The organism is Amycolatopsis vancoresmycina (assembly GCF_000716785.1).
Taxonomy (GTDB): Bacteria; Actinomycetota; Actinomycetes; order Mycobacteriales; family Pseudonocardiaceae; genus Amycolatopsis; species Amycolatopsis vancoresmycina.
The window spans coordinates 200,336-226,451 of sequence record NZ_JNYY01000004.1 but is presented as its reverse complement, the minus strand read 5'-3'; the positions used below and the strand labels follow the sequence as shown (position 1 = coordinate 226,451).

Below are 26,116 nucleotides of genomic sequence, written 5' to 3'. Positions count from 1 at the left end.
GTGTCTGCCCCAGAGGAACGCCCGGCCATCAGGGTCGCGCTGCTCGGCTGCGGAACCGTCGGCGGCGAGGTCGCCCGGCTGCTCACCGAGCAGGCGGGGGAGCTGGCCGCCCGCGCGGGCGCGCCGGTCGAGCTGGCCGGCATCGCCGTCCGCCGCCCGGACAAGCACCCCGAGCTGCCGCCGGAGCTGCTGACCGCGGACGCCGAGAAGCTGGTGACCAGCGACGACGTCGACGTCGTCGTCGAGCTGGTCGGCGGCATCGAGCCGGTGCGCGGCTGGCTGCTCGCCGCGCTGAAGGCCGGGAAGTCGGTCGTCACGGCGAACAAGGCGCTGCTGGCCGAGCACTCCGCGGACCTGTTCGAAGCCGCCGATGCCGCGGGCGCCGACCTGTACTTCGAAGCCGCGGTGGCGGGCGCCATCCCGCTGCTGCGCCCGCTGCGCGAATCCCTCGCCGGCGACCGCATCACGCGGGTGATGGGCATCGTCAACGGCACCACGAACTACATCCTGTCGGCGATGGACTCCACCGGCGCCGGCTACGCCGAGACGCTCGACGAGGCCAGCCGCCTGGGGTACGCCGAGGCCGACCCGACCGCCGACGTCGACGGTTACGACGCCGCGTCGAAGGCCGCGATCCTCGCTTCCCTCGCCTTCCACACCCGCGTGACGGCGTCGGACGTGCACCGTGAGGGCATCGCCGACGTCACGGCCGCAGATCTTGCTGCGGCGCGGATGCTCGGCCGCACGGTGAAGCTGCTGGCCATCTGCGAGCGGGTCACCGACGACGACGGCGTCGAGTCGGTGTCCGCCCGGGTGCACCCGGTGATGATCCCGCGCAGCCACCAGCTGGCCGGTGTCGGCGGCGCGTTCAACGCCGTCTACGTCGAGGCCGACGCGGCGGGCGAGCTGATGTTCTACGGCCAGGGCGCGGGCGGCGCGCCCACGGCGAGCGCGGTGCTCGGCGACCTCGTCGCGGTGGCCCGCAACCGGGTCGCCGGCGGCCGCGGCCCGCGCGAATCCGCGCACGCCGCCCTGCCGGTGCGGCCGATGGGCCAGACGCCGACCCGGTACCACGTCAGCCTGTCCGTGGCCGACCGCGCCGGCGTGCTCGCCCAGGTGGCGCAGGCGTTCGCCGACCACGGTGTCAGCATCGCGGCGGTGCGCCAGAGCGACGTCGGCGACCGGGCGAGCCTGGTCGTGGTGACGCACCAGGCGCCCGACGCGGCGTTGCAGTCCACTGTGGACCAGATCGGCCGGCTCGACGTCGTCCACGAAGTTGTCAGCGTGATGCGGGTGGAAGGCGAAGACCAGTGATCAGGCACCCCTGGCCCGGGCTCATCGAGGCGTACTCCGACCGCGTGCCGGTCCCGGACGGCGCGCAGGTCGTCACGCTCGGCGAGGGCAACACGCCGCTGCTGCCTGCGCGGCACCTGTCGGAACTGACCGGCTGCGACGTGCACCTCAAGGTCGAGGGCGCGAACCCGACCGGCTCGTTCAAGGACCGCGGGATGACCGTGGCCATCACGCACGCGCTCGCCAGCGGCCTCAAGGCGGTGATCTGCGCGTCGACCGGCAACACCTCCGCCTCGGCCGCCGCCTACGCCGCCCGGGCCGGCCTCACCTGCGCGGTGCTGGTGCCCCAAGGCAAGATCGCCATGGGCAAGCTCGCCCAGGCCGTGCTGCACGGCGCCCGGATCCTGCAGGTCGACGGCAACTTCGACGACTGCCTGGAGCTGGCCCGCAAGACCGCCGCCGACTACCCGGTCACGCTGGTCAACTCGGTCAACCCGGTCCGCATCGCCGGCCAGAAGACCGCGGCCTTCGAGATCTGCGACGTCCTCGGCGAGGCGCCGGACATCCACTGCCTGCCGGTCGGCAACGCCGGCAACATCACCGCCTACTGGGCGGGCTATTCGGAGTACGCCGCCGACGGTGTGGTGAAGAACACCCCGCGGATGTTCGGCTTCCAGGCCGCCGGCGCGGCGCCGCTCGTGCTGGGCGAGCCGGTGGCCGACCCGGACACGATCGCCACGGCGATCCGGATCGGCAGCCCGGCGTCGTGGACCGCCGCGGTGAAGGCGAAGGACGAGTCCGACGGGCTGTTCGACGCCGTCACGGACGAGAAGATCCTCGAGGCGTACCGGCTGCTGGCCGCGCGCGAGGGCGTGTTCGTCGAGCCGGCGTCGGCGACCAGCGTGGCGGGCCTGCTCGCGACGGCCGCCGACGGACGGCTCCCGCGCGGGTCCCGCGTGGTCTGCACGGTGACCGGGCACGGCCTCAAGGACCCGCAGACGGCCCTGGCGGGCAACGTCGAGGTGGAACCCCTCGCCGTCGACCCCTCGGCCGTCGCGGCGGCGCTGGACCTGCGGTGAGCACCGGGTTCCGGATCACCGTCCCGGCGTCGACGGCGAACCTCGGGCCCGGCTTCGACGCCTTCGGCCTGGCGCTGAGCCTCCACGACGTCGTCGAGGTGCGGGTCACCGACACCGGGCTCAAGGTCGAGGTCATCGACGCCGGCGCGGGCGGGGTCGAGGACGTCCCCACCGACGAGACCCACCTGGTCGTGCGGGCGATCCGGCGGACCTGCGCGCACCTCGGGGTCGAGGCGCCCGGCCTGCACCTGCGCTGCGCCAACGCGATCCCGCACGCCCGCGGCCTCGGCTCGTCCGCGGCCGCCGTGGTGTCCGGCGTGGCCGCCGGGTACGCACTGGCGGGCCGGGAGCTCGACGCCTTCGACGCGCTGCAGCTCGCGGCCGGCTTCGAGGGCCACGCCGACAACGCCGCCGCCAGCCTCTTCGGCGGCCTGGTCCTGGCCTGGTGCGACGGCGGGGAGTTCCACGCCGAACGGCTCACGCCGCACGCGTCGATCCGGCCCGTCGTGGCCGTGCCCTCGGTGCGCTCGGCCACCGCGACCACCCGCGGCCTGCTGCCGGCGACGGTGCCGCACGCGGACGCCGCGCACAGCGCCGGCCGGGCGGCCCTCGCCGTCCACGCGCTGACAGCGAAGCCGGAGCTGCTGCTCCCGGCCACCGAGGACCGGCTGCACCAGCACTACCGCGCCCCCGCGTACCCGGCGAGCACGGAGCTGGTGGCGACGCTCCGTGCACACGGCGTGGCCGCCGCCGTCTCCGGGGCCGGCCCGACGGTGCTGGCGCTGACCACGACGGGAATACTTCCGCCCGAGGTCGGCGTTACGGGTTTCGACGTCTTCGAGCTGCCCGTGGATCTCGCCGGTGTGCAGGTTGCGGCTCAGTAAAGGCTGGGTCACGTGCCTGCCGCCACGCCCGCCACGCGGGGGGTGGTTGTTGCACCCGGCACCGCCGCGGTCTACCCTCGGGGGCGTTCGATCACCGTGCGTTTCCGCACCCGATGCCGGTCCCGGGGAATCCCCGGATCCGCATCCTTCGTCGATCCGCCGAATCCGCACCGCCTGGCAAGCGGGGTAACGCGGAACGACTTGGGCGGGTTTCCGGTTTCGGCGGTGCCGAATTCCGTGTCCTCCGTTTGGAGGACGCAAACCCCTGTGGTGGAGGCGCTCCAGCTGTGTTCCGCACGGCCGAAGAGCTCATCTCGCGTATCGGGGGGCAACTACGCCGGTTCGCGATCAGAAGCGAGCGGCAGTCCGCTGATCCACCTGGAGGCGTGGATCGGTCAGGAAGGACATGTGTGAGCAACACCGATCTTTTGAGCGACGTGAGCGGCACGGCCGAGACGAACGGCACCGCCCCCGCTCCCAAGCGGACGGTCGGCGGGCTGACCGGTAAGACCGTCGCCGAGCTGCGTTCGCTCGCTGGGGAGCTCGGCGTCGGCGAGACGACGGGCATGCGCAAGGGCGACCTGATCGCCGCGATCCGCGAGCGCCAGGGCAAGTCCCGCAAGCCGCGTGCGGCGGCCGAGACGCTGCCGCTGGAGGGCGTCGGCGAGCCGCCGAAGGCTCCCAAGGCCGAGGCGAAGGCGGAAGCCCCCGCGGCCGAGACCAAGCCGGAGCCGAAGGCCGAGGCGCCCGCCTCCGCGCCCGCGGACACCCAGCCGGCGGCCGAGCGCCCGCAGCAGGACCGGCAGGACGGCCCCCAGGGCCAGGACGGCCAGCCCGAGGAGGGCGGCCGCAGCCGGCGTCGCCGCGGTGCCAACCGCGCCGCCGGGGCCCCCGACGGCCAGCAGGGCGGCGACCGCCAGCAGGGCGGCGACCGTCAGCAGGGCCAGGGCGGCGGCAACCGCGACCAGCAGCGCCAGGGCGGCAACCGCGGTGACAACCGGGGTGACAACCGCCAGGACGGCAACCGCGGCGACAACCGCCAGCGGAACAACCAGCAGGACGGCAACCGCGGCGGCCAGGACAACCGCAACCAGCAGCCGGACGACGACGAGGAAGGCGGCCGTCGCGGCCGTCGCTTCCGCGACCGCCGTCGCCGGGGCAGCGGTGGCGGCCAGCGCGACGGCGGTTCGCCGGACACCGAGATCCGCGAGGACGACGTCCTGCTGCCCGTCGCGGGCATCCTGGACGTGCTGGACAACTACGCGTTCGTCCGCACCTCCGGCTACCTCGCCGGCCCGAACGACGTCTACGTCTCGCTGTCGCTGGTCCGCAAGTACGGCCTGCGCCGCGGTGACGCCATCACCGGTGTCGTGCGCCAGCCGCGCGAGGGCGAGCAGCAGCGGCAGAAGTTCAACCCGCTGGTGCGCGTCGACTCGATCAACGGCCTGGAGCCGGACGAGGCCAAGCGGCGTCCCGACTTCACCAAGCTGACCCCGCTGTACCCGAACGAGCGGCTGCGCCTCGAGACCGAGTCGCACAAGCTCACCACCCGCGTGATCGACCTGATCATGCCGGTCGGCAAGGGGCAGCGCGCCCTGATCGTGTCGCCGCCGAAGGCCGGTAAGACCACGATCATGCAGGACATCGCCAACGCGATCTCCACGAACAACCCCGAGTGCCACCTGATGGTCGTCCTGGTCGACGAGCGTCCGGAAGAGGTCACCGACATGCAGCGCTCGGTGAAGGGCGAGGTCATCGCCTCGACCTTCGACCGGCCGCCGTCCGACCACACGTCGGTCGCGGAGTTGTCGATCGAGCGGGCCAAGCGCCTGGTCGAGATGGGCCACGACGTCGTCGTGCTGCTCGACTCGATCACCCGCCTGGGCCGTGCGTACAACCTGGCGGCCCCGGCGTCCGGCCGGATCCTCTCCGGTGGTGTCGACTCGACCGCGCTGTACCCGCCCAAGCGCTTCCTCGGCGCGGCCCGCAACATCGAGAACGGCGGCTCGCTGACCATCTTCGCCACGGCGATGGTCGAGACCGGCTCGACGATGGACACGGTCATCTTCGAGGAGTTCAAGGGCACCGGCAACGCCGAGCTCAAGCTCGACCGGAAGATCGCCGAGCGCCGGGTGTTCCCGGCGGTCGACGTCAACCCGTCCGGTACCCGCAAGGACGAGCTGCTGCTCTCGCCGGACGAGCTCGCGGTCACGGTGAAGCTGAGCCGGGTGCTGCACGCGCTCGACTCGCAGCAGGCCATCGACCTGCTGATCTCGCGCCTGCGCAAGACGAAGACCAACGTCGAGTTCCTGATGCAGGTCTCGAAGACCGCCCTCGGCGGCGGCGAAGACGACTGAGTCCCGTCTCGAAGGGGGCCTTCCCGGTGCGCCGGGGAGGCCCCCTTCGCGGTGGGAATAGCTGGTCAGCGGGGTGCGTTCCAGTACACGTCTGCCCGTCTGGCAGAATTACCCGCTGAAGTCCGGCGCCGGTTCACCCCGTGGGAACGACTGGGGACCCGGAGCCAACGAGAGAGGACACCATGAAGAGCGGTATTCACCCCGAGTACGTGGTCACGAACGTGAACTGCGACTGCGGCAACAGCTTCACCACGCGCAGCACCAAGACCAGCGGCAACATCCACGTCGAGATCTGCTCGAACTGCCACCCGTTCTACACGGGCAAGCAGAAGATCATGGACACCGGTGGCCGGGTCGCGCGCTTCGAGGCTCGCTACGGCAAGCGCCAGAAGAAGGCCGACGCCAAGTAGCTTTCCCGACGACGCCCACTCGCCCGCGCGAGTGGGCGTCGTCGTTTTGTGTGGACACGGTGTCCTGTTTCCCGGGCTGAGAGGTGGCAGAGGTGGATTCGAGCTCGCTCAAGGGGCTGCTCGCCGAGCACGCGGAGCTGGAGCAGCAGCTCGCGGACCCGGCGGTGCACGCCGACCAGGCGCGCGCCCGCAAGCTCGGCCGCCGCTACGCCGAGCTGACGCCGGTGGTGCGGGCCGTCCGCGAGCTGGACACCGCCCGCGACGACCTCGCGGCCGCCCGGGAGATGGCCGCGGAGGACGCCGACTTCGCCGCGGAGGCCGAGGAGCTGGCCGCGCGGATCCCGGAGCTGGAGGCGAAGCTCACCGAGCTGCTGCTGCCGCGTGACCCGTACGACGGCTCCGACGTCGTGATGGAGATCAAGTCCGGCGAGGGCGGCGAGGAGTCGGCCCTGTTCGCCGGCGACCTGCTGCGGATGTACCTGCGCTACGCCGAGCGCCACGGCTGGAAGGCGGAGGTCCTCGACTCGGTCGACTCCGACCTGGGCGGCTTCAAGGACGTCACGCTCTCGATCAAGACGAAGGCGGCCGACGTCGACGGCGTCTGGTCCCGGCTCAAGTTCGAGGGCGGCGTCCACCGCGTCCAGCGCGTCCCGGCGACGGAGTCCCAGGGCCGCATCCACACGTCGGCGTCCGGCGTGCTCATCTATCCGGAGCCGGAGGAGGTCGAGGTCGAGATCGACCCGAACGACCTGCGCATCGACGTGTTCCGCTCCTCGGGCCCCGGCGGCCAGAGCGTCAACACGACCGACTCGGCGGTCCGGATCACCCACCTGCCGACCGGCATCGTGGTGTCCTGCCAGAACGAGAAGTCCCAGATCCAGAACCGTGCGCGGGCGCTGCAGGTGCTGCAGGCCCGCCTCCAGGCGATCGCGGAGGAGGAGGCGGCGGCCAAGGCATCCGACGCCCGCCGGTCGCAGGTCCGCACGGTGGACCGCTCGGAGCGGGTGCGGACGTACAACTTCCCGGAGAACCGGATCTCGGACCACCGGGTGAACTACAAGGCGTACAACCTGGACCAGGTCCTGGACGGCGACCTGGACGGCGTCCTGGACGCCTTGGCGACGGCGGACCGCGAAGAGCGCCTGGCGGCTCAGGCCGGCTGAGCCCAGCGAGAACCGGCCGGCTCGTGGAGGACCCGCAGGAAGGCGAACGGCGCCCAGCAGGTCGAGCACGCTCCGCCGGGCCGTTCAGGCCCCCGGCTGCCGGGCGACCAGCCAGCACAGGCAGAAGGGATGCCCGGCCGGGTCGGCGTACACCTGGAAGTCGTCCCCGGTCGTGGTGCCCGCCGCCGGCTGCAGAACGGTCGCGCCGAGGGCCATGACCTGCTCGTGGGCTTCGGCGAAGTCCTCGACCCACAGGTCGAGGTGGATCTGCTGCCTGGTCGGGCCGTCCGGCCACGTCGGCGGCACGTGGTCCGGCGCGAGCTGCACGCCGATCCGCGGCGCGCCGTCCACCAGCACCATGTGCCAGTCGCCGTCGTCGTCGACCTCGCCGCCCAGGACGCCCGCCCAGAAGCGGCTCTCGGCCGCGAGGTCGGCCGCGTCGAACGTGACGACCTGGTGCACGATGCGCATCAGCCGGCCCAGAAGCCGGTGATGAAGCGGATGTAGATCGTCCCGCAGACCAGCGCGTTGGCGTAGAGCACGATGTGCACCGCGCCGCGCAGCCGGGGGCGGCGCTCGCCGAACAGCACCAGGGCCACGTACATCACCAGGCACGGCAGCAGGTAGCGGTGCACCGACACGACGTTGCTGTTCATCGTCAGCATCACGATCGACGCGAAGCCGAACAGCGCCAGCGGGATGCCCTTCGCGCGCAGGGCCACCAGGACGTACACCGAGGACGCGAACAGCAGCGCCAGGCCGATCATCGGCAGCACGTGGCTCATCAGCGTCCACGAGTCCATCGGGACGTCCCCGAGCAGCGCGTGGGCGGTGAGCTTGGCTTCGCCCCAGAGCGTTTCGAGGATGTTCGGGTTGAACTTGTGGTACGACCAGCTCTTCACGCCCTTCAGCGCGTTGAAGCTGGCGAACGCGTCGCCGGTCTGGAGCTTCATGTAGAGCAGCACGCCGCCGAGGCCGAGGAACGCCGCCGGGAACCACAGCAGGTTCCAGGACAGCAGGCCGCGCAGTTTCCAGTCCTTCGAGCGCCAGAACTCCAGGAAGCACAGGCCGACGAACACCGCCGCGGTGATGCGGGAGGCCGTCAGCGGGATGAGCGTCAAGCCCATCCAGAGCCACTGGCGGCGCAGCGCGAACAGGTAGGCCCAGAAGCCCAGCGCGCAGAACACCGCTTCGCTGTAGAACGCGTGCAGGAAGAACGCGGCGGGCGCGGTGAGGAACGCCGCGACGACCAGCCACGGGGCCCGCTCGCCGTCGAAGAAGTGGCGGCCGATCTTCAGCAGCGCGACCGCGGCCAGCCAGGTCGCCACCAGGTTGACGAGGAACCCGGCGAGGAGCAGGCCGATCGTGCCGAAGCTGACCGTGTGCACCAGCCAGACCAGGATCGGGAACACCGGGTAGAACGCGCGCGTCGGGGCGTAGCTGCCGGTGTAGGCGTGCACGGCGATCTCGCCGTAGTTGCCGGCGTCCCAGCGGTAGGTGTGCGCCAGCAGGCTCGCCGTCGAGCCGATGCCGGTCTTCGGGACGCCTTCGCTGGCCGGGCTGGACGGCCCGAACAGGTACGCGACGGCGATCAGCACCACGTTCCAGGCCAGCACCACGGCGAAGACGCGGGCGTAGTCGCCGTTCAGCCACGCCCACCGGCTCGATCTCTCGGCTTCCGTGCGCTCCGGCTCGGCCTGGCCGGCGACCCGGGACGGGACGGCCGTGCTAGTCATGGGAAACCTCCGGGACCGGCGTGCCGGCGGCCGTCGCGGGCCGCTGCCGGAAGACGACCTTGTGGTAGAGCAGGTAGTTCCAGACCAGGCCCACCGCGATGCCGGCGAACTTCGGGATCAGCACGTGCACGCCGGGGAACGCCTTCGTGACGGCGAGGATGATCAGCGCCTGCACGACCCAGAGCCCGAACGCGGTGACGGCGAAGAACAGCAGCGCCTGGCGCCGGACGTCGCCGTCCTTCGCGCGGAACGTGAAATTGCGGTTCAGGGTGAAGCTGAGCAGCATGCCCGTGGTCGTCGAGGCGAAGTTCGCCGCGAACAGCGGGACGCCCACCGTCACCAGCAGCGCGTAGCCGAGGGCGTCGACGAGCGTGTTCGCCACGCCCACCAGCCCGAAGCGCAGCTGGGTCGCCGTGATCAGCTTCACCGGGTACCTCTTCCCGCGTCGGCGTTCTCGGGGACGGCGACCGGGTCGCCGGGACGGGTCCGTACCGACGCGACGCCGTAGAGCGGCCGGTTCTGCACCTGGGAATAAGTTCTGCCGATGTAACTTCCCAGGACGCCGAGCATGATGATCTGGATGCCGCCGAGGAAGAACATGGCGATGGTGATGAACGCCCAGCCGGGGACGGCGGTTTCGGGAGCGAAGAGCTTCACGCCGACGACGTAGAGGACGCCGAGGAAGCTCAGCAGGGAGATCAGGTAGCCCATCCGCGTGATCATCCGCAGCGGCGTGGTGGAGAACCCGAGGATGCCGTCGGCGGCGAAGCGGAGCATTTTGCGCAGCGGATAGCCCGTGACGCCGGCGTGGCGCTTGTCGCGGTCGAACAGGACGGCGGTCTGCTTGAAGCCGATATAGCTGACGAGACCGCGGAGGAACCGGTCGCGTTCGCGGTACTTGCGCAGTTCGTCGACGACCTTGCGGTCGATCAGGCGGAAGTCGCCGGTGTTCTTGGGGATGTCGACCGCGGCCATTTTCCGGAGCGACCAGTAGAACGCGCCGGCGGTGAGCTTCTTGAACGCGGAATCCTGCCGCGACCGGCGCTGGGCGTAGACGACGTCGTAGCCCTCTTCCCACTTTTCGAGCAGTTCCAGGGCGACGCGGGGCGGGTCCTGGAGGTCGCTGTCCATGATGATGACGGCGTCGGCGTCGACCAGGTCGAGGCCCGCGGTGACGGCCATCTGGTGGCCGAAGTTGCGGGAGAGCTCGATGACGGTGACCCGCTGGTCGCGCTCCGCCAGCTCGGTGAGCTTGGCCAGGGAGCCGTCGCGGCTGCCGTCGTCGACGTACAGGAAGCTGAAGTCGTAACGCTCCGCCAGCGGCGCGGTCACCTCGTCGACGGTCTTGTGCAGCAGGTCGATGTTCGCTTCCTCGTTGTAGATCGGGAAGACGAACGCCACCCGGCGGGTGGTCGGCTTGGTCGGCACTGCGGGACTCCCCGGAGTTTCGGTGCGGAACGGCCCGGGCGGCGCTAGATCAGGTGAAAATTCCCCCGACCCGGTGCCCGGCATCCTAGGAGATGGAACCGGCCCCCCTGCCGAGAGACCCGGTTAACCGGCGTTGACCGGCATCACCGGAAGGCCGACCGCTCCGGCTCGCGGAACGCGTCGAACACCTCGGTCACCGGCTCCGCCTCGACGTCGTCCTCGACCGGCGGGGCCGGCCGCGGCAGCAGGCTCAGCGCCGCGAACACGAAGGCCAGGCACGTCGGGAACAGCGTCAGCAGCTGGTGCTTGACGCCCTCGACGCCCTCACCCAGCGCCGACAGCCCGAACTGGCCCACCGCGAACAGCAGCAGGAAGAACACCACGATCCCGTACTCGCGCGCGCGGCGGCGGAACGCGCGGACCCCGGCCCACGCGGTCAGCAGCCACACCGGCACCAGCACGACCAGCCCCAGCGGCGCCACCAGCGCGGACAGCCCGGAGAACACCGGCACCCGGAACTCCTGCGCCATCGGCGGCAGCCCGGACGTCTCCGAGAAACTGCCGAGCCGCGGCGGGCGGGCGGTCAGCGTGTCCACCGCGCCCTGCTGGAGGATCTGCAGCGTGCGCTTCGGGTGGCCGGCGTAGTAGCGGACCACGTTCCGGCGGCTGATCTGGTCGGAGTAGGCGTTGTAGTCGGCGTCGGTCCAGGGGCGTGCTTCCCACCAGCCCTTGCCGATGAACTTCTTCGCGCTCGGCGGCAGGCCCAGTGCGGCCAGGTCGGCGTCGGTGTCGTGCTTGCCGTCCACGATGCTGTCGAACACGACGTGGAACATGTTCGCTTCGCGGTACTCGGCGTTGGCCGGGTCGCCCTGCGACTGCACCACCGCCGTCCCTGCGCCGACGAGAACCAGCACGCCCAGCGGCAGCGCCCACCGCGCCCAGCCCCGCTTGCCCAGCGGCCGGACCAGCACCAGCGCCAGCAGGAACAGCGGGATCAGCAGCAGTGTCTGCGACTTCGCGTTGAGGCCGATCAGCGCGCCCACCACGGTCAGCGCGGCGCCCCAGTACCGCCACGCGCCCGTGCGGTGCATCAGCAGCAGCCCGCCCGCGGTCAGCAGCATCCCCAGGAAGCCCGCGCCCTCGCTCAGCACCGACGCGAAGTAGCCGAAGAACGCCGAATCGGCCATCACGAGCAGCAGCAGCACGGCGGCGATGACGCGGTTGCGGACGCTCAGGTCGAGCGCCAGGACCGCCGCCGTGACGCCCACGGCGACCAGCACGCAGGTGATCGCGCCGAGGACCAGCAGGTTGAGCTGCGCCGACGAGCCGAGCAGCGTGCCGGCCTTGCTCGCCAGCCAGTCGAGCCACGCCTGGCTGGAGATGTAGTCGCTCTTGCAGGCCGCGCCCGGACCGTAGCTGAAGTGGACGTAGTACTCGGACTTCAGTTCCGGGTGCCGGCCGCCGAGGTCGCACAGCAGCCGCCAGCCGTCGCCGTTGTCGGCCATCCCGACCGGCCGGGGTACGAGGAACCGGACCAGCAGCACACCCAGGGACAGGACGAAAACGCCCAGGCCGAAGCGCAGTTCACGGGATCGCACCCGGACCAGCGTACGAGATCACGCTGAGTCGGCCGGTGCTGCACCGGGCACCGGGCTCGCCGGCCGGTGCCGGAACACGACGTAGTGGTAAAGCAGGTAGTTCCAGCACAACCCGACGACGATCGCCGCGCCCTTCGGCACCAGCAGGCCGACGCCCGGGAACAGGTGGCCGACCAGCCGGATGACGGCGAACTGGATCACCCACAGCCCGAACGCGGTGACGCCGAAGAACAGCAGTGCCTGGCGGCGGACGTCGCCGTCCTTCGCGCGGAACGTGAAGCTCCGGTTCAGCGCGAACGACAGCAGCATGCCCGCCGTCGTCGAAATCAGGTTGGCGACGAACTGCGGCAGGCCGAGCGTCACGAGGAGTGCGTAGCCCAGTGCGTCGACCAGGGTGTTGCCGATCCCGACGATCCCGAACCGCACCTGCGTGGCCGTGACGAGCCTCATCGGGCGGCGCTCCGGCGGTCTTCGGCCGGTTCGCCGGGACGGGACCGTACCGACGCGACGCCGTAGAGCGGCCGGTTCTGCACCTGCGAATAAGTTCTGCCGATGTAACTTCCCAGGACGCCGAGCATGATGATCTGGATGCCGCCGAGGAAGAACATCGCGATGGTGATGAACGCCCACCCCGGCACCGCCGTCTCCGGCGCGAACAGCTTCACGCCCACGACGTAGAGGACACCGAGGAAGCTCAGCAGCGAGATCAGGTATCCCATCCGCGTGATCATCCGCAGCGGAGTGGTCGAGAAGCCCAGGATGCCGTCGGCGGCGAACCGCAGCATCTTCGTCAGCGGGTAGCCGGTGACACCGGCGTGCCGCTTGTCGCGGTCGAAGAGCACCGCGGTCTGCTTGAACCCGACGTAGCTCACCAGGCCGCGCAGGAACCGGTCGCGTTCGCGGTACTTGCGGAGCTCGTCGACGACCTTGCGGTCGATCAACCGGAAGTCGCCGGTGTTCTTCGGGATGTCGACCGCGGCCATTCTCCGCAGGAACCAGTAGAACGCGGTCGCGGTGAACCGCTTGAACGGCGAGTCCTGCCGCGACCGCCGCTGCGCGTAGACGACGTCGTAGCCCTCCTCCCACTTTTCGAGCAGCTCGAGCGCCACCCGCGGCGGGTCCTGGAGGTCGCTGTCCATGATGACGACGGCGTCGGCGTCGACCAGGTCCAGCCCCGCGGTGACGGCCATCTGGTGCCCGAAGTTGCGGGAGAGCTCGATCACCGTGACCCGCTGGTCGCAGGCGCTGAGCTCGGTGAGCTTGGCCAGGGAGCCGTCGCGGCTGCCGTCGTCGACGTACAGGAAGCTGAAGTCGTAGCGTCCGGCGTGGGGTGCGGTGACCTCGTCGACGGTTTTGTGCAGCAGGTCGATGTTCGCCTCCTCGTTGTAGATGGGGAAGACGAACGCGACCCGGCGGCGCGTGGTCGGCTCGGTCGGCACGGGCGCTCCCGGGGGTCGGCGTCGAAGGGGCCTAGGGACCGGCGACGGCCTCGGCGAACGCGGTCATCCGCTGCGCGAAGGCTTCGGCCGGGCCGAAGTGGACGGCCACCGCGTCCGCCCCCGCCAGGATATACGCGCGGAATCGCGCCACGGCGGTTTCGAGATCGGTCCCGTCCCATTCCATTCTGGCGGTGACCCGTGTTTCGCGGCCGTTTGTCATGGCCCTCAGCCGTCCGGCGCGTTCGCCGACTTCGGCGGGGGAGAGGCCCGCGCTCGTCCAGCCCGCGCCGATCCGCGCGGCCCGCCGCAGCGCCGCGGCGGAGTTGCCGCCCACGGTGACCGGCACCGGCCCCGCCGTCCGCGGCTCGACGTACCCACCGCGGGGGCCGCGGCCGGTCCGGAGCAGCTCCGCGAGCAGGTCGAGCGTCTCGTCGGTGCGACGGCCACGGGCCCCGAAATCGGCGCCGACCTCGGTGAACTCGGGCTCGTTCCACCCCACGCCGACGCCGAGGCCGAACCGGTGCCCGCTCAGCCGGTCGAGGGTCGCGACCTGCTTGGCGAGGGTGAACGGCTCCCGCAGCGGCACGATCAGCACCGAGGTCCCGAGCCGGATCCGGCTGGTCCGCGCGGCGATGTGGGCGAGGGTGACCAGCGGCTCGTAGACGCCTCCGAAGACCTCGCCGAACGGGCCCGGCGGCAGCACGTGGTCGGGCAGCCAGGCGGCGCGGTAGCCGAGGTCTTCGGCGAGCCGGGCCAGCTCGGCGGGCCGCGCGGGGTCGAGGTCCGGCTCCTCGTTCGGCAGGACGACTTCCAGGTCCATCAGAGCCCTCCCAGGAACTTCTCGATCGCGGCGAGCCACGCGCCGGGCGCTTCCCCGCCGATGTTGTGGCCGGCTTCGATCTCGACCAGCTCGGCGTGGGGGAGACCGGCCGCGAGCTCGCGTGACAACGCGGGCGAGGCGAGCCCGTCCAGGGTGGTCGCGACGACGAGCGCCGGGACGGTGATCGCGGCCAGCTCGGCGCGCGTGTCGACCTGCGCGACCAGGCCGACCTGCTCCGGGCTGCCCGCGGGGATGAAGGCGGCGAGCTCGTCGACGGCCGTCGCCAGGTCCGCCGGCGACAGCGACTCGAGGTGCCGCGTGCCGGTCCCGGCCAGCGTGAGGAACTTCGCGAGCAGCCTCGGATCGTCGTGCAGCAGCGACGCCCAGATGTCGACGGCGAGTCGGATGCGGTTGTCGAGCCGGGCGAACCCGCTGGTCAGGATCAGTCCGGTGACGCGGCCGGGGTGCCGCGTGGCGGCGCGCACGGCCACCGCCGTGCCGAGCGAGTAGCCGAGGACCGCGAAGCGCTCCAGCCCGGCGCCGACGGCGATGGCGACCAGTTCGTCGGCGACCTCGTCCAGGTCGAGCGGGGTTTCGCTGCGGGGCGTCGCGCCGGAGCCGGGGTAGTCGGGGCCGACGACGGTGTGCGTGCGCGCGAGGTCGCCGAGGATCGGGCCGAAGTTGGCCTCGACGCTGCCGCCGCCCCCGTGGGCGAGCAGCAGGCCGGGCCCGGAACCCCGCACGACGTGGCGGAAATGTTCGGTCATGCCGGCGACGTTAGGCATTCACATCGGTGTGAAGGTCAACCATTCGGGGGTCACATGCGGATCGGCGAGCTCGCGGAACGCACCGGCGTCAGCACGCGCCTGCTGCGCTACTACGAGGAGCAGGGCCTGCTGACGCCGTCGCGCGACAGCAACGGGTACCGGACGTACGCGGAGGACGCCGTCGTCCGCGTCCGGCAGATCCGCCGCCTGCTCGGGGCGGGGCTGAACACCGAGGTCATCGCGTCGGCGCTGCAGTGCGCGCGCGGCGAGGAGGCCCACCTCGACCTGTGCCCGGAGCTGGCCCGGCTGCTGCACCGCGAGCTCACCGCGATGGACGACCGGATCGGGACGCTGCAGCGGCGGCGCAGCGCACTGGCCGGGTACTTGTCCGCCGGGTCGTGAGGGTGCCTCGATACGCTGGACGGCGTGGGACCGGCGCGTGTCCTCACGGGGCAGTTCCGCCTGGTGTGCCAGGCTTGACGAGGTGAAGGACGACGAGTGAATCGGCAGCCGCTGCGCCTGGCCATCATCGAGGCCACCCGGATCCTCGAACGCGCGGGCGTCGCCTCGCCGCGGTTCGACGCCGAGGTGATCGCCGCGCACGTGCTCGGGGTCGAACGCGGCCGGCTGCCGATGGTGCCGCTGGTCGACCCGCCGGTGATCGAGGCGATCGGTCAGCTCGTCCAGCAGCGCGCGAAGCGGATCCCGCTGCAGTACCTGACCGGGTGGGCGGCGCTCGGCGACATCACGGTCGCGGTCGGCGCGGGCGTGTTCGTGCCGCGGCCGGAGACCGAGCTGCTGCTCGAGTGGGGTGTCAAGTTCCTGCAGGGCCGCGAGTTCCCGGTGGTGGTGGACCTGTGCACCGGTTCCGGAGCGCTGGCGCTGGCGGTGGCCCACGCCCGCCCGGACGCGGTGGTCTACGCGGTGGACATCGACCCACAGGCGCTGGCCTGGGCCCGCCACAACGCGGACGTGCACGCGGACGCGGGCCACACGCCGATCCGCCTGTACTCGGGTGACATCGGCGACCCGACGATGTTCGCCGAGCTCGACGGCCTGGTGGACCTGGTGCTGTGCAACCCGCCGTACGTCCCCGAGGGCACCCCGGTGCCCCCGGAGGTCGCCGAGCACGACCCGCCTCGCGCGGTGTTCGCGGAGGAGAGCGGCCTGGCGGTGATCCGCCACGCGATCGCGGCGGGGGCCCGGTTGCTGCGCCCGGGGGGTGGCCTGGCCATCGAGCACGACGACACGCACGGTTCGGCGGTGCCGGCGCTGGTGCGGGCGCGGCGGGTGCTGACCGGGGTGGAGGACCACGCGGACCTGACGGGCCGGGCGCGGTTCGTGACGGCGCGCCGGCTGGGCTGAGCAGCCCCCGATCTCGACGCTACCGGTGGCCACCGACGGTTTCCGGTGGTCCGGAGGGGACTGTCCACAGCCCCCTCCGGACCACCGGCTCAGAAGCCGAGCGCCGTGCAGCTCGCCGACGCCGTCTTCGACGGGTCGCTCACCGACGTCGCCGTCAGCTTCACCCTGGCCGCGAAGTCGCCGCCTGCGCCTCGCTTCGCGTACGCCGGGACCTTCACGTGGCTGCCGAACTTGGCCGTCGCCAGCTCGTTCGGGAGGCGCACCTCCCAGCCCTTCGCGTCCGTCGACACGCTCAGCCGGTAGGTGTCCGTGTCGTACGGCGCCTGTGCTCCGCGCGCCGCGCCCGTGTTGAGGAGGCCGAAGTCGCACGTGGCGAGGCCGCCCCGGGCGAAGGCCGGCAGGGCCGGTGTCACGGCTGCGCCGCGGGCCTGGCTGCCCGAGCCGTCCAGGGAGGCCACCGTCACCGTGTACGACAGGACTCCGTGGCGATCGCGGGCCAGGTCCGTGATCAGGAAGTGCAGGCGGTTGGCCTGGTCGGTGTACTCGTACGGGCTGGCCGCCTCGGTGCCCGCCTTGAACAGGGCGTCGTTGAGCTGGCGGTAGTCACCGATGGTGATCTTCACCGGCGTGCCGTCCGGCTTGGTGTAGTCGGTGATGCCGATGTCCTGCGGGTTCGCGTCGATCACCCAGTCGAAGGGCGCGTCGTCCTTGTTCTTGGTCTTCGTGATCAGCACGCCGGAGTCCGGGGCGAACGAGTCCGAGCCCATCCGGTCGACCACCTCGACCGTGTAGTTGTCGTAGCCGCCGCCGTCGCAGAACGGGTCCTTCGACCGGTCGCACTTGGGCGCCTTGTCGCCGCCCGTCAGCTTGATGTTCAGCCCGGTGAACGCGCCGGGCTGCGCCTCGGTCTCGCGTGCGGTCAGCCGAGCCGAAACCGGGCCGGACGACGCCAGCTGGTTCCGGTCCAGCTGCAGGACGTCCGCCGGGTCGACGATGCCGAGCTTCAGCTTGTTGCGCAGCTGGTGCTGCGCGCCCATCGAGCTGCCCTGCGTCGCCGGGATCTGCCAGCGCGTGTGCGGGCCGCCCGGCCCGTTGAACGTCCCGCGCGACAGCATGTCCCACGGCCCGCTGTAGCTGCGGGAGGGCGGGACGCCGAACGGGTTGTTGTAGTTGTCGCCGATGCCCAGGATGTGGCTGAACTCGTGGGCGTAGGTCGACTGCCCGGAGCTCTCCGCCTGCACCGAGCTGCCGTCCTGCGCGTTCGGCCAGATGCTGGCGGCCGACGCCCACGACGTCCACGGCACGTACCGCGTCGCCGCGTAGTTGGGCAGGTCGTGGTTCGGCGGCCCGAAGCTGTCCGGCACGTTCTCCTTGGTGCCGAACTTCATCTCGCCGAACTCCTGCCAGGTCGAGCTCTCGTCCTGGCCGGCGGAGAGGTAGAAGACGAAGTCGAACTGCTTCGCGGTGTCGCCGACGTCGGCGCGCCAGGCGTCACCGGCGTCCTTGCGCAGGTCCCGGTTGCAGTTCGCGCCGGGCGGGCAGGCGCTCGGCTGGAACTCCATGCCGTACTCGTAGGACTTCCCGGGCATCCGGTAGGGCCCGAACGCGGTCAGCTGCACGCCGAACCGGCCGCCGGAGTCCTCCATCCAGTACTCGTTGATCGTGTGCCCGTGGTTGAGGGTCTCGGGTTTGTTGAGGAAGTCCTGGTAGTACTGCGCGACCCCCGCCCGCGGAACGTTCGCGGCGGCGGGCCCGGGGTTGCCGAAGATGGTCGAGTTCGCCGGCTTGGTGACGACGAAGTCCTGGTCCGGGTAGTCGGCGAGGACGACGGCGCCCTTGAAGGTGCGCTGGGTCGGCTTCAGGCTCGGGTCGGCCCAGTTCGTGCCGGGGACCTTGCGGTAGTCGGACCAGGTCATGTGGTCCTGGTTCTCCCAGTGCGCGGCATCGATCGGGGCGGGCCAGCCACGGGTGAGCGGCTCCGCCGCGGCGGTACCCGCACCAAGCCCGCTCAGGACGGCAACCGAGGCGAGCAGGGCGAGCGCTTTCGGGGTTCTGGGGCGCATCTGCGGCTCCTTCGCTGGGAACCCACGGGGTGGTGGTTCCCGAAGATCGACCGTATTGAGCCCCGCTGTCCCGGTTCCGCCTCGCGACGAGGTTTACCCGCTTGCCGCACGACGAAAGTCTGGCCGGTTGTCAGGCCGGCCATGCTGTGGACAGATCGGGCCGCGCGTGCTGTGAGGGCGGGAAACTGTCGGTGCCCACCGGTAGCGTGGAAGACGGGGGCGCCCCCGGGGCCACCGCCGACGACGACCACCTCTCGTCCGCCACCGGCGACCTCGCCCGCCAGTGCCTTGCCAGGCCCGCGGCTGCCGAAGCTTTGCCGGGCCGCACCTGCCGGTGCCTTTCCGGAGCCGCGCCCGCCGAAGCCCTACCTCCCAATCCGCCGCCCGCCCTCGTCCCCGCCGCGCCCTGTGGACAACTCCGGCCACCCGCACCCGCGAGCCCGCGAAACTGCCGGTCCCCACCGGTAGCGTGGAAGACGGGGGGCGCCCCCAGGCCCCCCCCGCACCAGCCCACCCCGCCCAGCCGGTGTGACGCGGCGAACGGTCCCCCAACCGGCCGGACTACCCTTGGCGCCCATGAGCGTGGTCTACGACTGCAGCAAGCGGGAGACCCGGGCCGACGGGCTGGCCGCCGCGGCCGGGGCCGTCCGGTCGAGCCGGCTGGTCGTCCTGCCGACCGACACCGTCTACGGCATCGGGGCCGATGCCTTCGACGCCGGCGCCGTGCAGGCGCTGCTGCGTGCCAAGAACCGCGGGCCGGACATGCCGGTCGGGGTGCTCGTCGGCTCCTGGTCCACTGTGGACGGACTGGTGCTCGGGGTGCCGCCGCAGGCGCGGGCGCTCATCGAAGCCTTCTGGCCCGGTGACCTCTCCATCGTTTTGCCGCACGCGCCGAGCCTGCAGTGGAACCTCGGCGACGCCCGCGGCACCGTCATGCTCCGGATGCCGCTGCACCCGGTGGCGCTGGAACTGCTGCGCGACGTCGGCCCGATGGCCGTCTCCAGCGCGAACGTCTCCGGGCGGCCGCCCGCCAGCACCGCGCAGGAGGCGCAGGAGCAGCTCGGCGACTCGGTTGCGGTGTACCTCGACGGCGGTTCGAGCGGCGAGCCCGTCGCCTCGAGCATCGTGGACCTCACCGGTACCGAACCGGTCGTGCTGCGCGAGGGCGCGGTGGGCAAGGAAGCCATCGCGGAGGTGCTGGGTGTGCCCGCGGAATCGTTGGCCTGAAGCCGGATCGAGCGGGATTCCGCGGCACGATAGCGTGTCGCGGGTGACCCCGACCCCGCGAGCGTGACGCACCCGTGCCGCCCACATCCGGTCTCCTCCCCATCCGGGAATACATCCTCGTCGCGCTGACCGCGACGGCCGTGACCTACCTGCTCACCGGTGTCGTGCGCCGGATCGCGATCCGGGTCGGCGCGATCGCCAACCCGCGCGCCCGCGACGTGCACGTCGCCCCGATCCCGCGGATGGGCGGCGTCGGCATCTACCTCGGCGTGGCCGCCGCGATGGGGCTGGCCCACCAGCTGCCCGCGCTGTCGCACGGCTTCGACGCCTCGTTCGACTCGGTCGGCGTGCTGCTCGCCGCCGGGGTCATCTCGCTGATCGGCGCGCTCGACGACCGGTTCGAACTGGACGCCTGGACGAAGCTCGCCGGCCAGGTGATGTGCGCCGGGATCCTGGTCATCTTCGGCGTGCAGTGGGTGTCGTTCTGGGTGCCGTGGGGCGGCACCGGCGGCTCGTTCGGGTCGGTGCTGGTGCTCGACAAGAACCAGGGCGCGCTGCTCACCGTCGTCATGGTCGTGGTGATGGTCAACGCGATGAACTTCGTCGACGGCCTCGACGGGCTGGCCGGCGGCCTCGGCTTCATCGCGGCCGCCGCCACCTGCGCGTTCTCACTCGGGCTGCTCGACAGCTCCGGCGGCGACGTCGGCACCTACCCGCCCGCGCTGATCGCGGCCACCCTCGCCGGCGCCTGTCTGGGCTTCCTGCCCTACAACTTCCAGCCCGCCAAGATCTTCATGGGCGACTCCGGCTCGATGATGATCGGCCTGATGCTCGCGGGCGCGACGACGTCGGCGTCCGGGCGCGTGCCGTACCCGCAGTTCAGCGGCAAGGACGCGATCGCGCTGCTCTCGCCGCTGGTCGTCGTGGCGGCGGTGCTGTTCGTGCCGATGCTGGACCTGATCATGGCGGTGGTCCGGCGCACCCGCCGCGGCGAAAGCCCGTTCGCGGCCGACAAGATGCACCTGCACCACCGGCTGCTGGAGATCGGCCACTCCCAGCGCCGCGCGGTCCTGCTGATCTACCTGTGGGCCGGGATCCTCGCCTTCGGCGCGGTGTCGGTGACGCTGTTCGACGACGCCGCGGCGCTGTGGATCATCGGGGTCGGGCTGGTGTTCGCGGTGGTGGTTTCGATCGTCCCGCGGCTGCGCTCGCGCAACCAGCCCGGAACCTGACCAGCGGGGTTCTCTACACTCGGTGGCGAACCGAGCAGGGAGCCAGTGTGAGCGAAACCGAAACGCCCGAGCAGGAGAACCCGCACGCCAAGGTGGTGCTGCAGGCCGCCCGCGCGATGACGAAGGCTTCGCTGCTGGTGACCCCGCCCGCGGTGATCGTCTGCATCGCCCTGTTCAGCATCCTGAACGGCCTGCCCGGTTTCCTGGGCTCGCTGGTCGGCGGCGTGCTCGCGATGCTGGCGTCGCTGTCCACCCTCGGCATGATGAAGTTCAGCGCCGGCCAGGACCCGATGTTCGTCATGGTCATCGCGCTCGGCGGGTACGTCGTCAAGGTCGTCCTGCTCTTCGGGGCGCTGACCCTGCTGAAGGGCGTCACCGCGCTGCACCCGATGTCGCTCGGCATCACGATGATCGTCGCCATCCTGCTCGCCGCCGCGGCCGAGTTCGCCGCCTTCCGCAAGACCAAGATCCCGACGATCATCCCCTCCTGACGCTGTCCGTTTTGCCGCGGACTTCCGTTACTCTTCGTGCACCCGCCTGCGGCCGCCTGAGTGTGACCGGCGTCACCAAAGTGCGCTTTCGTGCGCACTGCGGAACGTGACCGGGACCCCTCGCCTGCGGTGATCCGGTGCCGGTCCCGGCCCGGGCCGGACCTGGGTCCCGGGTCGACCCGGGACCTAAGTCCTGGGCTGATCGGTGGGGATGGAGTACGGCTGTACGGCACCGATTGACCTGCTGGTATGGTCCGCGTCAAGGGTGGCGGCCTCGGCCGCGCGCTCCCTGAGACGAACCGCGATCAGCAGTGTGGCGACCGAGTGGTTCCGCCCCTGCGCAGCTGGTCCGAAGTAGACCGCAGGGCAGTGTTCACGCGAGACAACCCCGTGTGCAGAACGTGAAGGTGTGTTCTGCGAACCGTGGGGTAGCCGCCTCCGGCGTCCCGATACGTATCGGGTACGTTAAGTCCAGATCGTGACGATTCCCCCGGCGGAGTGAACGCCGGCCGGGAGAACCGGAAGGAGCCCAGTGGGCGCGCTGGTACTGACCGAGGGCGGCACTTTCACGCCCCCCGGTGTGGCGGACTTCAACCTGCCGCCTCTTTTCGGCTCCGGGTACTGGGGCAGCTTCACCAAGCCGATGCTGCTCGTGGTGATCTCGCTGGTCATCATCGTCGCCTACTTCATGCTGGCGTCCCGGAAGCTGAAGGTCGTCCCCGGCAAGGGACAGTTCATCGCCGAGTCGATCTACAACTTCGGCCGCAACAACATCGCGCGGGAGCAGATCGGCTCGAAGGACTTCAAGCCGTTCATCCCGCTGGTGCTCGGCCTGTTCGTCTTCGTGCTGGTGAACAACCTGTTCGGGATCATCCCGTTCTTCCAGTTCCCGACGATGGCGCGGATCGGGTTCCCGCTGGCGCTGTCCGTCCTGGTCGTTTATCCGGTGTACCACTACGTCGGCATCAAGCGCCACGGCTTCGGGCACTACCTGAAGAAGGAACTGGCGCCGCCGGGCATCCCCGGATTCGTGCTGCCGCTCTACTCGACCATCGAGTTCGCGCAGAAGTTCTTCATCGCGCCGGCCACGCTCGCCATCCGAGTCTTCGCCGCGATGTTCGCCGGGCACCTCATCATCATGGTGTTCACGCTCGGCGGCAGCTTCCTGCTGACGGAGACCGACGGCTTCGGCCTGAAGCTCGTTTCGCCGATCGCGTTCATCTTCGCGATCCTGATGACCTTCCTCGAGGCCTTCATCCAGGTGCTGCAGGCCTTCATCTTCGCCCTGCTGTCGGCCGGGTACATCGGCGCCGCGCTGGCGTCGGAGCACTGAGAACACAAGCCCCCGATCCACGCGAGCGCGTGGACCGAAGTGAAGGGAAATGCACGTGAGCAACATCGTTCTGGCCCAGGCCGCGGAGCAGGCTGCCAACATCAACCCCGGCCTTGCCGCCATCGGTTACGGCCTGGGCGCGATCGGCCCGGGCATCGGTGTGGGCCTGATCTTCGCCGCCGTCATCAACGGCACCGCGCGTCAGCCGGAGGCGCAGGGCAAGCTGCAGGGCATCGGCTTCTCGACCTTCGTGCTGACCGAGGTCCTCGCCCTGATCGGCATCGTCATCTACTTCATCGCCTCCGCCGCCTGAGTTCGGTTAGCTCATCGCTTAAGGAGACGTTGTGCTGAAGACGGACCTGGTGTTGGCCGCCGAGAAGGCGCCCAACCCGATCATCCCGCACATTCCCGAGGTCATCCTCGGGCTCGTCGCCTTCCTCATCCTGCTGTTCGTCCTCAAGAAGTACGTCGTTCCGCGCTTCGAAGCGGCGTACGAAGAGCGCGCCCAGATGATCGAAGGCGGCATCGAGAAGGCGGAGAAGGCCCAGGCTGCGGCCGAGGACGCGCTCGCCAAGTACAAGGCGCAGCTGGCCGAGGCCCGCACCGAAGCCGCGAAGATCCGCGACGACGCCCGGCTCGAAGCCGAGCAGATCAAGGCGGAGCTGCGGGCCGAGGCCGAGGCCGAGTCCCAGCGCATCGTCGCCCAGGGCCAGGCCCAGCTGCAGGCCCAGAAGGCGCAGATCATCGCCGAGCTGCGGGCCGACATGGGCCGCAACGCCGTCGAGCTGGCCAGCCGGATCGTCGGCGAATCGCTCGAGGACGAGGTGCGCCGCCGTGGCACCGTCGACCGGTTCCTCGCGGAACTGGAGACCGCCGGTGCCTCCAACGGAGCGGGGAAGTAACCGGAATGACGCTGCATGCTGCGAGCCGTGAAGCGCTCGGCCTCGCCGAGGAACGCCTCGGCGAGGTTCTGGCCGACGCGGGAGCCGACGCGGCCACGGTCGGCGACGAGCTGCTCTCGGTCGTCGACCTGCTGGACCGGGAGATCGGCCTGCGCCGGGCGGTGAGCGACGCCTCGGCGGCGCCGGAGTCGCGCACCGCGCTGGTGCGCCGGCTGTTCGACGGCAAGCTGTCCGAACCGGCCCTGAAGGTGCTCGACGCCGTGGCGGGCAGCCGCTGGTCCAGCCCCCGTGAGCTGACCGACGGGCTCGAGTCGCTCGGGCGCTCGGCCCTGCTCACCTCGGCGGAGAAGACCGGGAACGTCGACACCGTCGAATCCCAGCTCTTCCAGGTCGCGCGGGTCGTGGCCAACCACCCGGAGCTCGAGGCCGCGCTGTCGGACCTGACCGGTCCGGCCGACGCCAAGCGCACGCTGGTGCGCGGGCTGTTCGCCGACAAGGTGGACGTGGTCACCGAGACCCTCGTCGAGCAGGTCGTCCGCCGGGCCAAGGGCCGCGGCGTCGGCATCGGGCTCGACAAGCTGGTCAAGCTGGCCGCGGAGCGGCGTCAGCGTTCGGTGGCCTACGTGACCAGTGCGAACGCCCTGTCCGACGAGCAGGTCGCGCAGCTGAGCGCGAAGCTCGACGACATCTACGGGCGGCCGATCGCGCTGCACGTCGAGGTCGACCCCCGGCTCGGCGGCGGGCTCGTCGTCCGCGTCGGCGACGAGGTCATCGACGGGAGCGCGGCGGGACAGCTGGCGGCGTTGCGCAGGCGGCTGGCCCGGGCGTAGCCCCGGTCACACAAGACTTTGCATACTGGCAAGAACGAAGCGAGAGCGGGAAAGACATGGCCGAGCTGACGATCTCCTCGGATGAGATCCGTAGCGCGATCGAGAACTACGTCTCGAGTTACGCCCCGGACGTGAGCCGGGAAGAAGTTGGCACCGTGGTGGACGCCGGCGACGGCATCGCCCACGTCGAGGGCCTGCCCTCGGCCATGGCCAACGAGCTGCTCGAGTTCCCCGGCGGCGTCCTGGGCGTCGCACTGAACCTGGACGCGCGCTCCATCGGTGCCGCGATCCTCGGCGACTTCGAAAGCATCGAAGAGGGCCAGCAGGTCAAGCGCACCGGTCAGGTCCTGTCGGTGCCGGTCGGTGACGGCTACCTCGGCCGCGTCGTCAACCCGCTGGGCCAGGCGATCGACGGCCTCGGCGACATCGAGACCACCGAGCGCCGCGCGCTGGAGCTGAAGGCCGCCTCGGTGGTCGAGCGCCAGCCGGTGTCGGAGCCGCTGCAGACCGGCATCACCGCCATCGACGCGATGACGCCGATCGGCCGTGGCCAGCGCCAGCTGATCATCGGTGACCGCAAGACGGGCAAGACCGCCGTCGCCGTGGACACGATCATCAACCAGAAGGCCAACTGGGAGACCGGCGACCCGCAGAAGCAGGTCCGCTGCATCTACGTCGCGGTCGGCCAGAAGGGCTCCACGATCGCCGCCGTGAAGAAGTCCCTCGAGGACGCCGGCGCGCTGGAGTACACCACGATCGTCGCGGCCCCCGCGTCCGACTCGGCCGGCTTCAAGTGGATCGCGCCGTACACCGGCTCGGCCATCGGCCAGCACTGGATGTACGAGGGCAAGCACGTCCTCATCGTGTTCGACGACCTGACCAAGCAGGCCGACGCCTACCGCGCGATCTCGCTGCTGCTGCGCCGCCCGCCGGGCCGCGAGGCGTTCCCCGGCGACGTCTTCTACTTGCACTCCCGCCTGCTGGAGCGCTGCGCGAAGCTGTCGGACGAGCTGGGCGCCGGCTCGCTGACCGGTCTCCCGATCATCGAGACCAAGGCGAACGACGTGTCGGCCTACATCCCGACCAACGTCATCTCGATCACCGACGGCCAGTGCTTCTTCCAGTCGGACCTGTTCAACGCCGGCCAGCGCCCGGCCATCGACGTGGGCATCTCGGTGTCCCGCGTGGGTGGTGCCGCGCAGGTCAAGGCGATGAAGTCGGTCTCCGGTTCGCTCCGGATCGACCTCTCGCAGTACCGCGAGCTGGAGGCGTTCGCCGCCTTCGCTTCGGACCTCGACGACGCCTCGAAGGCGCAGCTCGAGCGCGGTGCCCGGCTGTACGAGGTGCTCAAGCAGCCGCAGTACTCGCCGATCCCGGTCGAGGAGCAGGTCTGCACGGTGTGGCTGGGCACGAACGGTCACTACGACTCGGTCCCGACCGAGGACGTGCGCCGCTTCAACCTCGAGTTCCTCGACTCGGCCCGCCGCAAGCACCAGGACGTCCTGGGCGCGATCCGCGACTCCGGCAAGTTCGAGGACGAGACGGCCGACAAGCTGGTCGCCGCGGTGAACGAGTTCAAGAAGGAGTTCACCACGTCCGAGGGCAAGTCCCTGGTCGAGGCGGACACCGACGCGATGGACGCCGACAAGGTCGGGCAGGAGACCGTCAAGGTCAACAAGCCCGCCCCGAAGAAGTGAGC

Annotated in this window: 26 protein-coding genes; 16 read left to right on the top strand and 10 right to left on the bottom strand. The window is 70.7% G+C overall.

Annotation, left to right across the window (positions count from 1 at the left end; all coding sequences use genetic code 11):
* The 6 genes from OO60_RS10845 to prfA all read left to right on the top strand — a co-directional run bounded on the left by OO60_RS10845 (window position 1) and on the right by prfA (window position 7,186).
* A complete protein-coding gene (locus OO60_RS10845; protein WP_003085282.1) occupies window positions 1-1,314 on the top strand; it encodes a homoserine dehydrogenase in 1,314 nt (437 codons plus the stop codon).
* Entirely contained in the window at window positions 1,311-2,372 is a 1,062-nt protein-coding gene (thrC, locus tag OO60_RS10840; RefSeq protein ID WP_003085283.1) for a threonine synthase, read from the top strand. The genes OO60_RS10845 and thrC overlap by 4 nt, the downstream gene beginning before the upstream one ends.
* Entirely contained in the window at window positions 2,369-3,256 is an 888-nt protein-coding gene (gene thrB / locus OO60_RS10835) for a homoserine kinase (RefSeq protein WP_033261278.1), read from the top strand. Before thrC ends, thrB begins: the two co-directional genes overlap by 4 nt.
* A 410-nt stretch (window positions 3,257-3,666) precedes the next feature.
* Window positions 3,667-5,613: a transcription termination factor Rho gene (gene rho / locus OO60_RS10830; RefSeq protein ID WP_033261277.1), complete on the top strand. Its 1,947-nt coding sequence runs from the start codon at window positions 3,667-3,669 to the stop codon at window positions 5,611-5,613.
* 182 nt (window positions 5,614-5,795) lie between these two features.
* Window positions 5,796-6,023 carry a 50S ribosomal protein L31 gene (gene rpmE / locus OO60_RS10825; protein WP_003102730.1) on the top strand — a complete coding sequence of 76 codons (228 nt, stop codon included), beginning with the start codon at window positions 5,796-5,798 and terminating at the stop codon, window positions 6,021-6,023.
* Between the two features lie 92 nt (window positions 6,024-6,115).
* Complete coding sequence (gene prfA / locus OO60_RS10820) at window positions 6,116-7,186, top strand: peptide chain release factor 1 (RefSeq protein WP_003102728.1); 1,071 nt, start codon at window positions 6,116-6,118, stop codon at window positions 7,184-7,186.
* A gap of 84 nt (window positions 7,187-7,270) precedes the next feature.
* On the opposite strand, the gene OO60_RS10815 is transcribed toward prfA, so the two are convergent.
* The 9 genes from OO60_RS10815 to OO60_RS10775 form a co-directional block, all read right to left on the bottom strand.
* Complete coding sequence (locus OO60_RS10815) at window positions 7,271-7,657, bottom strand: VOC family protein (RefSeq protein ID WP_003102724.1); 387 nt, start codon at window positions 7,655-7,657, stop codon at window positions 7,271-7,273.
* Window positions 7,657-8,922 carry a mannosyltransferase family protein gene (locus tag OO60_RS10810; RefSeq protein ID WP_003102721.1) on the bottom strand — a complete coding sequence of 422 codons (1,266 nt, stop codon included), beginning with the start codon at window positions 8,920-8,922 and terminating at the stop codon, window positions 7,657-7,659. Before OO60_RS10810 ends, OO60_RS10815 begins: the two co-directional genes overlap by 1 nt.
* On the bottom strand, window positions 8,915-9,349 hold the full coding sequence (locus tag OO60_RS10805) for a GtrA family protein (RefSeq protein ID WP_003102718.1): 435 nt from the start codon (window positions 9,347-9,349) through the stop codon (window positions 8,915-8,917). Before OO60_RS10805 ends, OO60_RS10810 begins: the two co-directional genes overlap by 8 nt.
* Window positions 9,346-10,350 carry a glycosyltransferase family 2 protein gene (locus OO60_RS10800; RefSeq protein WP_003102716.1) on the bottom strand — a complete coding sequence of 335 codons (1,005 nt, stop codon included), beginning with the start codon at window positions 10,348-10,350 and terminating at the stop codon, window positions 9,346-9,348. The genes OO60_RS10805 and OO60_RS10800 overlap by 4 nt, the downstream gene beginning before the upstream one ends.
* Window positions 10,351-10,493: 143 nt before the next feature.
* Entirely contained in the window at window positions 10,494-11,948 is a 1,455-nt protein-coding gene (gene wsfD, locus OO60_RS10795) for a glycan biosynthesis hexose transferase WsfD (protein ID WP_003102710.1), read from the bottom strand.
* Window positions 11,949-11,966: 18 nt separating this feature from the next.
* A complete protein-coding gene (locus OO60_RS10790) occupies window positions 11,967-12,398 on the bottom strand; it encodes a GtrA family protein (protein ID WP_003102707.1) in 432 nt (143 codons plus the stop codon).
* Complete coding sequence (locus OO60_RS10785; RefSeq protein WP_003102704.1) at window positions 12,395-13,387, bottom strand: glycosyltransferase family 2 protein; 993 nt, start codon at window positions 13,385-13,387, stop codon at window positions 12,395-12,397. Before OO60_RS10785 ends, OO60_RS10790 begins: the two co-directional genes overlap by 4 nt.
* Before the next feature lie 31 nt (window positions 13,388-13,418).
* Complete coding sequence (locus OO60_RS10780; RefSeq protein ID WP_003102701.1) at window positions 13,419-14,207, bottom strand: TIGR03619 family F420-dependent LLM class oxidoreductase; 789 nt, start codon at window positions 14,205-14,207, stop codon at window positions 13,419-13,421.
* The gene (locus tag OO60_RS10775) at window positions 14,207-14,974 is read right to left on the bottom strand and encodes an alpha/beta fold hydrolase (protein WP_003102698.1); all 768 of its coding nucleotides are present in this window, start codon (window positions 14,972-14,974) and stop codon (window positions 14,207-14,209) included. The genes OO60_RS10780 and OO60_RS10775 overlap by 1 nt, the downstream gene beginning before the upstream one ends.
* 54 nt (window positions 14,975-15,028) lie before the next feature.
* Here OO60_RS10775 and OO60_RS10770 point away from each other — a divergent pair, with 54 nt between their 5' ends.
* Window positions 15,029-15,376: a MerR family transcriptional regulator gene (locus OO60_RS10770; RefSeq protein ID WP_003102693.1), complete on the top strand. Its 348-nt coding sequence runs from the start codon at window positions 15,029-15,031 to the stop codon at window positions 15,374-15,376.
* A gap of 96 nt (window positions 15,377-15,472) precedes the next feature.
* Complete coding sequence (gene prmC / locus OO60_RS10765; protein ID WP_003102690.1) at window positions 15,473-16,339, top strand: peptide chain release factor N(5)-glutamine methyltransferase; 867 nt, start codon at window positions 15,473-15,475, stop codon at window positions 16,337-16,339.
* A gap of 89 nt (window positions 16,340-16,428) precedes the next feature.
* Here prmC and OO60_RS10760 read toward each other — a convergent pair whose 3' ends face one another.
* Window positions 16,429-18,402 carry a M6 family metalloprotease domain-containing protein gene (locus OO60_RS10760; protein ID WP_003102687.1) on the bottom strand — a complete coding sequence of 658 codons (1,974 nt, stop codon included), beginning with the start codon at window positions 18,400-18,402 and terminating at the stop codon, window positions 16,429-16,431.
* A 576-nt stretch (window positions 18,403-18,978) separates the two neighbouring features.
* On the opposite strand from OO60_RS10760, the gene OO60_RS10755 reads away from it, so the two are divergent.
* The 8 genes from OO60_RS10755 to atpA all read left to right on the top strand — a co-directional run bounded on the left by OO60_RS10755 (window position 18,979) and on the right by atpA (window position 26,114).
* Window positions 18,979-19,629, top strand: coding sequence for an L-threonylcarbamoyladenylate synthase (locus OO60_RS10755; protein ID WP_003102684.1), 651 nt, complete (start codon window positions 18,979-18,981; stop codon window positions 19,627-19,629).
* 74 nt (window positions 19,630-19,703) lie between these two features.
* Window positions 19,704-20,861, top strand: coding sequence for a glycosyltransferase family 4 protein (locus tag OO60_RS10750; protein WP_003102682.1), 1,158 nt, complete (start codon window positions 19,704-19,706; stop codon window positions 20,859-20,861).
* 47 nt (window positions 20,862-20,908) lie between these two features.
* Window positions 20,909-21,352 (top strand): Cg1360 family ATP-synthase-associated protein, encoded by a 444-nt coding sequence (locus OO60_RS10745; protein WP_003102679.1) that lies wholly within the window; start codon window positions 20,909-20,911, stop codon window positions 21,350-21,352.
* 532 nt (window positions 21,353-21,884) lie between these two features.
* Window positions 21,885-22,685, top strand: a complete 801-nt coding sequence (atpB, locus tag OO60_RS10740) for a F0F1 ATP synthase subunit A (RefSeq protein WP_003102678.1) — start codon at window positions 21,885-21,887, stop codon at window positions 22,683-22,685.
* A 55-nt stretch (window positions 22,686-22,740) separates the two neighbouring features.
* Window positions 22,741-22,998, top strand: coding sequence for an ATP synthase subunit c family protein (locus OO60_RS10735; protein WP_033261340.1), 258 nt, complete (start codon window positions 22,741-22,743; stop codon window positions 22,996-22,998).
* Between the two features lie 31 nt (window positions 22,999-23,029).
* Window positions 23,030-23,587: a F0F1 ATP synthase subunit B gene (locus tag OO60_RS10730; RefSeq protein WP_003102673.1), complete on the top strand. Its 558-nt coding sequence runs from the start codon at window positions 23,030-23,032 to the stop codon at window positions 23,585-23,587.
* A 5-nt stretch (window positions 23,588-23,592) separates the two neighbouring features.
* On the top strand, window positions 23,593-24,417 hold the full coding sequence (locus OO60_RS10725; RefSeq protein ID WP_003102670.1) for a F0F1 ATP synthase subunit delta: 825 nt from the start codon (window positions 23,593-23,595) through the stop codon (window positions 24,415-24,417).
* Between the two features lie 56 nt (window positions 24,418-24,473).
* Window positions 24,474-26,114: a F0F1 ATP synthase subunit alpha gene (gene atpA / locus OO60_RS10720; protein WP_033261276.1), complete on the top strand. Its 1,641-nt coding sequence runs from the start codon at window positions 24,474-24,476 to the stop codon at window positions 26,112-26,114.
* Window positions 26,115-26,116 lie beyond the last annotated feature (2 nt).